The sequence below is a fragment of the Streptomyces sp. NRRL S-244 genome, from assembly GCF_000717915.1.
Taxonomy (GTDB): Bacteria; Actinomycetota; Actinomycetes; order Streptomycetales; family Streptomycetaceae; genus Streptomyces.
On record NZ_JOCX01000053.1, the window covers coordinates 1 to 10,615 of the forward strand.

General features: G+C 74.9%; 9 protein-coding genes and 1 riboswitch. Of the genes, 6 read left to right on the forward strand and 3 right to left on the reverse strand.

Annotation, left to right across the window (positions count from 1 at the left end; all coding sequences use genetic code 11):
* Positions 1–221 precede the first annotated feature (221 nt).
* The 3 genes from IF02_RS0131750 to IF02_RS0131760 all read right to left on the reverse strand — a co-directional run bounded on the left by IF02_RS0131750 (position 222) and on the right by IF02_RS0131760 (position 2,607).
* Entirely contained in the window at positions 222–746 is a 525-nt protein-coding gene (locus IF02_RS0131750; protein WP_030163195.1) for a hypothetical protein, read from the reverse strand.
* 158 nt (positions 747–904) lie between these two features.
* Positions 905–1,138, reverse strand: coding sequence for a ferredoxin (locus tag IF02_RS0131755; protein WP_030163197.1), 234 nt, complete (start codon positions 1,136–1,138; stop codon positions 905–907).
* A gap of 5 nt (positions 1,139–1,143) precedes the next feature.
* Complete coding sequence (locus IF02_RS0131760) at positions 1,144–2,607, reverse strand: aldehyde dehydrogenase (RefSeq protein WP_030163199.1); 1,464 nt, start codon at positions 2,605–2,607, stop codon at positions 1,144–1,146.
* A gap of 219 nt (positions 2,608–2,826) precedes the next feature.
* Between IF02_RS0131760 and IF02_RS0131765 the strand changes: the two genes are divergently transcribed.
* From IF02_RS0131765 to IF02_RS0131790, 6 genes are all read left to right on the forward strand, one after another.
* A complete protein-coding gene (locus IF02_RS0131765) occupies positions 2,827–3,966 on the forward strand; it encodes an MBL fold metallo-hydrolase (RefSeq protein ID WP_234318392.1) in 1,140 nt (379 codons plus the stop codon).
* Between the two features lie 100 nt (positions 3,967–4,066).
* Positions 4,067–4,141, forward strand: a riboswitch (cobalamin riboswitch).
* 135 nt (positions 4,142–4,276) lie between these two features.
* On the forward strand, positions 4,277–5,530 hold the full coding sequence (locus IF02_RS0131770) for a prenyltransferase/squalene oxidase repeat-containing protein (RefSeq protein ID WP_030163202.1): 1,254 nt from the start codon (positions 4,277–4,279) through the stop codon (positions 5,528–5,530).
* Positions 5,530–6,204, forward strand: coding sequence for an SCO2322 family protein (locus tag IF02_RS0131775; RefSeq protein ID WP_030163204.1), 675 nt, complete (start codon positions 5,530–5,532; stop codon positions 6,202–6,204). Before IF02_RS0131770 ends, IF02_RS0131775 begins: the two co-directional genes overlap by 1 nt.
* A gap of 206 nt (positions 6,205–6,410) precedes the next feature.
* Positions 6,411–7,601, forward strand: a complete 1,191-nt coding sequence (locus IF02_RS0131780; protein ID WP_420708223.1) for an energy-coupling factor transporter transmembrane protein EcfT — start codon at positions 6,411–6,413, stop codon at positions 7,599–7,601.
* Entirely contained in the window at positions 7,598–9,565 is a 1,968-nt protein-coding gene (locus tag IF02_RS0131785) for an ABC transporter ATP-binding protein (protein WP_078622456.1), read from the forward strand. Before IF02_RS0131780 ends, IF02_RS0131785 begins: the two co-directional genes overlap by 4 nt.
* Complete coding sequence (locus IF02_RS0131790; protein ID WP_078622457.1) at positions 9,562–10,539, forward strand: ECF transporter S component; 978 nt, start codon at positions 9,562–9,564, stop codon at positions 10,537–10,539. The genes IF02_RS0131785 and IF02_RS0131790 overlap by 4 nt, the downstream gene beginning before the upstream one ends.
* Positions 10,540–10,615: the final 76 nt, after the last annotated feature.

Consider the following 10,615-nt stretch of genomic DNA (forward strand, 5'->3'; position numbering starts at 1 on the left):
CCCCTGACCGTTCCTTCGGGGGCTTCCCGACAGTCTTATGGCATTCCGGGGCGGGCCGGGCAGTCAAGGGTGGCCGAAGGCCATCGCGAAGCGACGCGAACGAAGTGAGCGCCCTTGACGGACCGGACCGCACCGGAAGGACAGTGGACTGTCGGGAAACCCCCGGACTCCCTCTGATGCCGAGTCGGCGGACACCGACCCCCCACACCCCGCCCCGCGGCTCACACGGGCGTCGACCCCGACGCCTCGTTCTCGCTGAACAGCTCCTCGCAGGCGGCATCGTTGTGGAGGGCCTGGAGGGAGAGGCCGGACTTGGCGTTGACGAGTACCAGCTCCCAGGATCCGTTGGTCATCATCAGACCGTACGGGCGGTCCCGGTGGGCGGTGGTCGTCCAGCCGCGGGCGCCCAGGCCCACGACCACGTTCCGCAGCACCTCCGGATCGATCCAGTTGCGGCTGTACCAGCCCACCGCGCAGCCGGCCGCGCGGCCGAACTCCGCCTCGCGGTCGGCCTGCGGCACGCCCAGCGCGCCGGCGCCCGAGGCGGTGAGGACGGCCTCGAACTGCGAGTCCACCATCTCCCGTGACGGGTCCGCGCCCGCGACCACGGCCACGGCCGCGGCCGGCTGCGCCTCCTTGACCCAGCCGTTGCCCGCATCCTTGCCGACGTCCGGATCGCTCAGGCCCGCGGCCACCAGTACTCCGGTCACCGCGACCAGCCCGACCGCCCACTTGGTCCTGCTCATGTCGTTCCCCCTGCGATCCCCCGCGAGGACCCCGAACAGGATCGCCCGGTGGCCCGGCAGAAGTGTCGCACTCCGCCACGCACGGACCCGAGCAGGGAAGACCAGGGAAGACCAGAGAAGGGAAGGGAAGGGAAGGGCACGGAAGGGCAGGGCAGGGGCTATTCCTCCGGCGGGAACACCGCCTCCCCGGTTCCCGCCAGCGTGATCAGGATCGCCTCCACCGGGCAGCCCTCCGCCGCCGTCAGGATCGGCTCGTTCGCGTCCGTCTCCGGGTCCCGCGGATGCGACTGGCGCGCCGAGTCGAGCGCGAAGCCCTCCGGCGCGTGGTTCACGCACATCCCCGAGCCGATGCAGACCCCCCGGTCCACTTCCACCACCCAGCGGTCACCCATGGCGCTCACGCACCCGCCGCGTAGCCCGCCGGCAGGTGGATCATCTTGTGCTCCAGGTACTCGCTCAGTCCCTCGGGTCCGAACTCCCTGCCCACACCGCTGTTCTTGTAGCCGCCGAACGGCCCCAGCATGTCCAGGCTGAAGGTGTTCACGTTGAAGGTGCCCGTCCGCACCTGCCGGGCGAAGTCGATGCCATGCTCGACGTCCCCCGTCCAGACGCTGCCGCTCAGCCCGAACTCCGAGTCGTTGGCGACCCGTACCGCCTCCGCCTCGTCCCCGTACGGGATCAGGCAGACGACCGGTCCGAAGATCTCCTCGCGGGCGATCCGCATCGAGTTGTCCACGTCCCCGAAGAGCGTCGGCTCCACGTACCAGCCCCGCTCCAGCCCCGCCGGGCGGCCGCCGCCCGCCAGCACCTTCGCGCCCTCCTCCTGCCCGATCCGGATGTAGTCCAGCGACCGCTGCTGCTGCCGCCGGGCCACCAGCGGCCCCAGCTGCGTCGCCGGGTCCAGCGGGTCGCCGACCACCAGCGCGCCGGCCGCGGCCGCGAGCGCCTCGGCGACCTCCTCGTACCGGCTGCGCGGCGCGAGCACCCGGGTCTGGGCCACACAGGCCTGCCCGTTGTTCATCCAGGCCGCCGGGACGATCCCGGCGATGGTCGATTCGAGGTCGGCGTCCGGCAGGATCACGGCGGCGGACTTGCCGCCGAGTTCGAGCGTGACCCGGGTCAGGTTGCGGGCGGCGACCTCCATCACGCGCTTGCCGGCCGCGACCGAGCCGGTGAAGGCCACCTTGTCGACGCCGGGGTGGCCGACCAGGTACTCGCTGACCTCCCGGTCGGCGGGCAGGATCGACAGGACGCCCTCCGGCAGCCCGGCCTCGCGGGCGATGTCGGCGAGGATGTACGAGTCCAGCGGCGACTCGGGAGACGGCTTCAGGATCACCGTCGACCCCGTCAGCAGCGCGGGCGCGAGCTTCGCGGCGGCCACGAACTGCGGCACGTTCCACGGGATGACGGCCGCGACCACGCCCACCGGCTCCCGGCGCACCAGGATCGGCCCGAGCGCCCCCTGGCGGTGCTCCTCGTACGGGTAGGCGCGCGCGACCTGGATCGCGGCGTCGTAGACCATCATCGGACCGAGCGCCTGCGCGAGGACGCTCCAGGAGTACGGGGACCCGTTCTGCGAGCTGATCGACCGGGCGATCTCCTCGTGCCGGACGGCGATCGCGTCCTTGATCCGGGTGACGACGGCGATCCGCTCGTCCAGGGACATACGGGGCCAGGGCCCCTCGTCGAAGGCCTTGCGCGCGACCGCGACGGCGCGGTCCACGTCCGCGCGGGAGGCGTGCGGGACGCTGCCGATGACCTGCTCGGTGTGGGGGGAGACGATCTCGATCGTGTCGGTGCCCAGCGGATCCGTCCACTCCCCGCCGATGAACAGGTGTCCGTGTTCCACGAGCTCGGTCATGGCTGCTGCCTCCTGCGGCTTGGCGTTCCCGAACTGATACCAGTTCTAGTTCCAGGAGTCCACGGCCAGGACGGAACAGCCCGGAAGATCCAACAAGGGGTTGCGACTAGTCAGAACCGGCTACAGATGGTCGACTTGGGCGACTACTGCAACACGTTCTCGTGAGAGTGAGCCGGGCGGCGCAGACGCGGCCGGGCGCAGCGCAGACAGGGAGCCCTCATGCCACAGGCCACGCCGCCGCAGGACACGCCACCACAGGCCACGCCGCCACAGTCCGCACCGCCCACCGACCCCGGGGCCACGCCCTCCCCGTCCCCGCACGTCACCGACCACGGCGGCGGTGTCCGCGGCATCAAGGTCCCGATCCCCGACAACCCCCTCGGCCACACCCTCGTCCACGTCCTCGACACCGACCGCGGCCCCGTCCTCGTCGACACCGGCTGGGACGACCCGGCGTCCTGGGACACCCTCGTCTCCGGGCTCGGCGCCCTCGGCATCGCCGTCGCCGACGTCCACGGCGTGGTCATCACCCACCACCACCCCGACCACCACGGCCTGTCCGGCCGGGTCCGCGAGGCCTCCGGGGCCTGGATCGCCATGCACGCCGCCGACACCGAGGTCGTCGTACGGACCCGCTCCGCCGAGCCCGGCGTCTGGTTCGACTACATGAGCGGGAAGCTGGCCGCCGCCGGAGCCCCCGAGGAGCACATCGCCCCCCTGCGCGCCGCCCGCACGAGCGGCCGCCTGCGCACCCTGCCCGGGCTGCGGGCCGCCGTCCCCGACCGGGAGATCGTCCCCGGCGAGCTGCTCCCCCTCGCCGGGCGCCGCCTGCGCGCCATCTGGACCCCCGGGCACACCCCCGGCCACGTCTGCCTGCACCTGGAGGAGCGGCACCCGGCGAACCTCCCCGGCAACGGCCGCCTCTTCTCCGGGGACCACCTGCTGCCCGGGATCTCCCCGCACATCGGCCTCTACGAGCCCCCGGACGAAAGCGGGGTCACCCGGGTCACCGACCCCCTCGGCGACTACCTCGACTCCCTCGAACGCATCGGCCGCCTCGACCCGGCCGAGGTGCTCCCGGCCCACCAGTACGCCTTCACCGACGCCCCGGCCCGCGTACGCGAACTGCTGCGCCACCACGAGGAGCGGCTGACCGGCCTGTGGGAGCTGCTGGCCGAGCCGCTGACCCCGTGGGCGCTGGCGGAGCGCATGGAGTGGAACCGGCCCTGGGAGCAGATCCCGTACGGCTCCCGCAACATCGCCGTCTCGGAAGCGGAAGCCCATCTGCGGCGGCTGGTGAAGCAGGGCCGGGCGGAGGCGGTCCCGGGGACCGACCCGGTCACGTACCGCGCACTGTGAAGGCGACGGGCCCTGCGGTAAGGGGCGCTCCCCACCGACGCCACCCGTCCGGGCTGCTACGGGCCGGTACAGTGAACCCGTCGTCCACCCTTCCGTACGGGGGAAGCCGGTGCGATTCCGGCGCTGACCCGCAACCGTGACCCGCCCCGGCCCCTGCCGGGCGGGGAGCCGGACCGCCCCGTACGCGAGGTGCGCGGCTCGCGCCGCCGGAGCCCCCGGCGGCCGGCACCGTCGAGGTAAACGGAGCCGGAGCCCGGTGCCCTGCGCGGGCCTGCTCTCCTGCTCCCCAGCACGAGAGGCACCCGCCCCCATGAACGTCCGACGCAGCGCCGCCGCGCTCGCCGCCTCCGCCGTGCTCTGCGTGGGCGCCGCCCCCGCAGCCCTCGCCGCACCCTCCCCCTCCGCCCCGCCGGCCCCGGTGATCCCGTCCGGCCTGTACGGCAAGAAGGACCCGACGTACGACGGCGTGTGGCGCCAGTCCTTCGCGCTGCTGGCCCAGCAGACGGTCGGCGTGAAGCCGGCCGAGGAGGCCGTCGACTGGCTCGCCGGCCAGCAGTGCGCGAACGGCGGCTTCGCCTCCTTCCGCGCGGACGCGGCCGCGGCCTGCGACGACAAGACGATGTTCGACACGAACGCCACCGCGGTGGCCGTGCAGGCGCTGAAGGCGCTGGGCGGCCGGGACGCGGCGGTGAAGAAGGGCGTGGACTGGCTGAAGTCCGTCCAGAACGAGGACGGCGGCTGGGCCTTCGTCCCCGGCACCCCGAGCGAGGGCAACTCCACGTCCATCGTCATCAGCGCGCTGGCGGTCGCGGGCGAGAAGCCGGCCGAGGTGAAGTCCAAGGCGGGCAAGTCCGCCTACGAGGGCCTGCTCGCCTTCCAGCTGGGCTGCGCCGCCGAGCCTGCCGCCGACCGGGGCGCCTTCGGGTACCAGCCGGGGCCGGACGGCAAGCTCCCGGCCAACGCCGACGCCACGGCCGCCGCCGTCCTGGCCGGCCTGGGCCGGGGCGCGGTCGTGCCCCCGTCCGCCACGGACACCCCCGCGGCCGCACTGGCCTGCCCGGCCGGCGCCGCCGACCCGGCGGCGGCGGCGCAGGGCGCGGCCGGCTACCTGGCCGAGGCGCTGAAGAAGGACGGCCACCTCACGGCCGTCACCCCGGGCGCGGACCAGCCGACCGCGGACACCGGCAACACCGCCGACGCGGTGATCGCCCTGGCCGCGGCCGGGCACAAGCAGTCGGCGGCGGCCGCGCTGGAGTGGCTGAAGTCGAACTCGGCGGAGTGGGCCAAGGGCAGCCCGGCGGCGCTCGGCACCCTGGTCCTGGCCGCGCACGCGACCGGCACGGATCCGAAGTCGTTCGGCGGCACGGACCTGGTGACGGCCCTGAACGCGACGGGCCCGGCCCCGCAGACGTCCGAGGCGGCGGAGCCCAAGACGAACACGTCGGACTCGAAGGACGACTCCGAGGACGACTCGAACGTCTGGTGGATCGTGGGCGCGGGTCTGGCCGCCGGCATGGGCATCGGCGTCCTGCTGAGCGGCCGCCGGAAGAAGAACCAGCTCTGATGCGCCGCCGCGGCCTGACCCCGCTGGTCCTCGCGTTCGGCATCCTCCTCACCCTCCTGGCGTCCTCCCCGGCCCTGGCGGCGGGCTACCGCTACTGGTCGTTCTGGGAGGGCGCGGGGGGCCAGTGGCAGTACGCCACGCAGGGCCCCTCGACGGCCCGCCCGGCGGACGGCTCGGCCCTGGGCTTCCGCTTCGCGGTCAGCCAGGACGCGGCGGCCGAGGCGGCGAAGCCGCGCGCGGCGGCCGATTTCGCGGCGGTCTGCGCGTCCACTCCGGCCGTGGAGGGCCGCAAGCGGATCGCCGTGGTCGTCGACTTCGGCGTCCCGGCGGACGCCCCGGCGGGTGACGCCCCGCCGCAGGACACTCCGCGCACGGCCTGCGCACAGGTCGCCCCGGACGCCACGGCGGCCGAGGCCCTGGCGCAGGCCGCCAAGCCGCTCCGTTACAACAGCGCGGCGCTGCTGTGCGCGGTGTCGGGCTATCCGAAGCAGGGCTGCGGCGAACCGATCGCGGACGCCGAAGACAAGCCGAATCCGAAGGCGGAGCCCAAGCCGAAGCCGTCGGCGCAGTCGGAGTCCGAGGACGGCGGCCCGTCCACGGGCCTGCTGGCCGGCCTGGCGGCGGTGGCCGCCCTGGCGGCGGCCGCGGTCTGGCAATCCCGCCGCCGCCGATGACACCCCCCACCACCCCCGACGACCCTGCCCGCCCCGACGCGGCCGGCTCCCGCCGCCCGGCGGAGCCGGCGGACGCCGGGGTGGCCGGGGCGACCGGTGTGACCGGGGTCGTGAGCGCGACCGCGGCAGGCGGGGACGGTGACGGTCAGCACGCCACCGGGGGTGGCGCGGGTACGGCCAGGACCCGCCGGCCCGCGGACGGAGACGTGACGCCGGGCGGGCCCGGGAGGGCCGGGGCGGGTGGTCCCGGGTCGGGGCCGACGTACAAGACGAGCAGGGTGCACCGGCTGGCGGCTCCGCAGGCCCGTCGGGGCAACGCCCTCCATGCGGGGGCGTGGTGGCTCTGGGCCCTCGGGCTCGCCACCGCGGCCTCGCGCACCACCAATCCGCTGCTCCTCGGCCTGATCATCGGCGTGGCCGGCTACGTCGTGGCCGCCCGCCGGACCGCCGCCCCCTGGGCCCGCTCCTACGGCGCGTTCCTCAAGCTCGGCCTCTTCGTCATCGGGCTGCGGCTCCTGTTCTCGGTGCTGCTCGGCTCCCCGATCCCCGGCGCGCACGTCCTGTTCACCCTCCCCCAGGTGCCGCTGCCCGCCTGGGCGGCCCAGGGGATCCGCCTCGGCGGCCGCGTCACCGCCGAGCAGCTCGTCTTCGCCTTCTACGACGGCGCCAAGCTGGCCGCCCTCCTCGTCTGCGTCGGCGCTGCGAACGCCCTCGCCAACCCGGCCCGGCTGCTGAAGTCCCTCCCGGCCGCCCTCTACGAGGCCGGCGTCGCCGTCGTCGTCGCCATGACCTTCGCGCCGAACATGGTCGCCGACGTCGCCCGCCTGCGGACCGCCCGCCGCCTGCGCGGCCGCCCCACCGGCGGCATCAAGGCCATCCTCCAGATCGGCCTGCCCGTCCTGGAGGGCGCGCTGGAGCGCTCGGTCGCCGTCGCCGCCTCGATGGACGCGCGCGGCTACGGCCGCACGGCGCAGGTCCCGCCCGCCGTCCGGCACACCACCAACGCCCTCACCCTCGGCGGCCTGCTCGGCATGTGCGCCGGCACGTACGGACTGCTCGCCGCCGAGGGCGCCGCGTACGGGCTGCCGGTCCTCGTGATCGGCCTCGGCCTGGCGCTCGGGGGCCTGCGTCTGGGCGGGCGGCGCAGCATCCGGACCCGCTACCGGCCCGACCGCTGGGGGTGGCGGGCGTGGCTGGTGGCCGGATCGGGCGCGGCCGTCGCCGCCGTCCTGATCCGTGCCGGGTCCGTCGACCCGGGCGCGCTGCAGCCCGGCGTCGTCCCCCTGGTCGCCCCGACGCTCCCGCTGTGGCCGGCGGCCGGGATCCTGATCGGCCTGCTCCCGGCGTTCGTGGCGCCCGTACCGTCCACCACACTTCCGGAGGAAACACCCCAGTGATCCGCTTCGAGCAGGTGTCGGTCACGTACGACGGCGCCGCGCAGCCCACCCTCCGCGATGCCGATCTGGTGATCCCGGAGGGCGAGCTCACGCTCCTGGTCGGCCCGTCGGGCGTCGGCAAGTCCACGCTCCTCGGTGCCGTCTCCGGCCTGGTCCCGCATTTCACCGGGGGCACGCTGCGGGGCCGCGTCACCGTCGCCGGCCGCGACACCCGCACGCACAAGCCGCGCGAGCTCGCCGATGTGGTGGGCACGGTCGGCCAGGACCCGCTCGCCCACTTCGTGACGGACGTGGTCGAGGACGAGCTCGCGTACGGCATGGAGTCCCTGGGGCTGGCGCCGGCCGTCATGCGCCGCCGGGTCGAGGAGACCCTGGACCTGCTCGGCCTGAACGAACTGCGCGACCGCCCCATCGCCACCCTCTCCGGTGGCCAGCAGCAGCGGGTCGCGATCGGCTCGGTCCTGACCCCGCACCCGAAGGTCCTGGTCCTGGACGAGCCCACCTCGGCGCTGGACCCGGCCGCCGCCGAGGAGGTGCTCGCGGTCCTCCAGCGCCTCGTGCACGACCTGGGCACGACGGTCCTGCTGGCGGAACACCGCCTGGAGCGGGTGGTCCAGTACGCGGACCGGGTCCTCCTCCTCCCGTCCCCGGGCGCGGCGCCGGTCCTCGGCAGCCCGTCCTCGATCATGGCCGTCTCCCCGGTCCACCCGCCGGTGGTGGCCCTGGGCCGCCTGGCGGGCTGGTCGCCCCTGCCCCTCTCGATCCGAGATGCCCGCCGCCAGTCGGCTCCGCTCCTGTCCCGCCTGTCGCACCAGCCCCTGCCCCTGCCCCTCGCGCCGTCCGGCGCCGCGCCGGTGTTCGACGAGGCGCGGGGGGCAGGCGGCAACACCCCCGCCGCCGCCTCCCACCGGCCCGCCCCGGCCCCGCCGGCGCTTGAGGCGCGGGGTCCGGGGCGGAGCCCCAGGATCGGGAAGGGGCGGGGTGGGGAGGAAGCCCCGCGCAGCGGCCCCGGCCCCGGCCGCCTGGCCCGCCTGCTCCGCCGGAGCGGGCCGACCCCCGGCCCCGCCGTCGCGAGCGGCACCGGGACCGGGACCGGAACCGGCACGCGCGGCGGCGGTGGCGACGCGGAGCCCGTGGCGCGGGTCACTGGCCTCTCGCTGCGCCGCGGCCGCGCCGAAGTCCTCCACGGCATCGACCTCTCCGTCGCGCCCGGCGAGACCATCGCCCTCATGGGCCGCAACGGCGCCGGCAAGTCCACCCTCCTCGCCACGCTCATCGGCACGCTCGCCCCCACCACCGGCACCGTGACCGTCCGCGGCCGCACCCCCCACCGCACCGCCCCGCAGGAGATGGTCCGCCGCGTCGGCCTCGTCCCGCAGGAGCCCCGCGACCTCCTCTACGCCGAGACCGTGGCCGCCGAGTGCTCCGCCGCCGACTCCGACGCCGGCGCGGCCCCCGGCACCTGCCGGGATCTCGTCTCCGCCCTGCTCCCCGACGTCCCCGACGACACCCACCCCCGGGACCTCTCCGAGGGTCAGCGCCTGGCCCTGGCCCTGGCGCTCGTACTCACCGGCCGGCCCGCCCTGCTCCTGCTCGACGAGCCGACCCGCGGTCTGGACTACGCGGCCAAGGCCCGTCTGATCGAGATCCTGCGGGCGCTGGCCGCCGACGGACACGCCATCGTCCTGGCCACCCACGACGTGGAACTCGCCGCCGAGCTGGCCCACCGGGTCGTGATCCTGGCCGGCGGCGAGATCGTCGCGGACGGCCCGACCGCCGAGGTCGTCGTCTCGTCCCCGGCCTTCGCACCGCAGGTGGCCAAGATCCTGGCCCCGGCCCCCTGGCTCACGGTGACCCAGGTGGCAAAAGCCCTGGCCGGGCCCCCGGCCGACGACGAGTCCCCAGCCCAAGGCGGACCGCAGGCCGGAGCCGAACCGCAGGCCGAGGGCGAGGCCACACCATGACCCCGACCCGACCCGCCCGACCCGCCCGCCCCGTCCGCATCGGCCCCCGCGCCGCCGTCGCACTGCTCCTCGTCACCCTCATCGGCATCGCGGCCTTCGGCTGGCCCCTCCTCGCCGACCGCCAGTCCGGGCTCGCCCACTCCCAGGACGCCCCCTGGCTCTTCGCGGGGCTGCTCCCCCTCCTCGTCGCCGTGGTCGTCGCGACCATCGCCGACCAGGGCATGGACGCCAAGGCGGTGGCGATGCTCGGCGTGCTCGCCGCGGTCGGGGCGGCCCTGCGGCCCCTGGGCGCGGGCACGGCCGGCTTGGAGCCGATGTTCTTCCTGATGGTGCTCAGCGGCCGCGTCCTCGGCCCCGGCTTCGGCTTCGTCCTCGGCTCGGTCACGATGTTCGCCTCCGCCCTGCTCACGGGCGGGGTCGGGCCGTGGATGCCGTTCCAGATGCTGGCGATGGGCTGGTTCTCGCTGGGCGCCGGGCTGCTGCCCGGCGCGATGGGGGTCCCCCCTGCTCGAGCGAAGCCGAGAGCTTGGGAGAAGCTCCGGGGCCGGGCGGAGCTGCTGATGCTGGCGGCGTACGGGTTCGTCGGCTCGTTCGCGTACGGCACGATCATGAACCTGCAGGGCTGGGTGCTCCTGCAGGGCATGGGCCAGGGCATCTCGTTCCACCCGGGCGATCCGGTCCCCGCGAACCTGGCGCGCTTCGCCGCGTACTGCGTGGCGACCTCGCTGGGCTGGGACCTGGGGCGGGCCGTGCTGACCGTCGTACTGACCCTCACGATCGGCGGCACGCTGCTGAGGGCGTTGCGGCGGGCGGTGCGGAAAGCGGCGTTCGAGGTGCCCGTTTCCTTCGGTTCGCGTGGAAAGTGGCCCGGCACACACACCATTTCGTGTAGCGAACCCCCACACACCGTGACATCCGGGGCCCCGCCCGGTGACCCGCCCCACAGGACCCACATCACATACGACACGGACTAGTAGCCCCCACCACCCCCCACCCCCACCCCAAAACCCCGCCCCCACCTGCACGGACACCACCCCGACCCACCCCGGC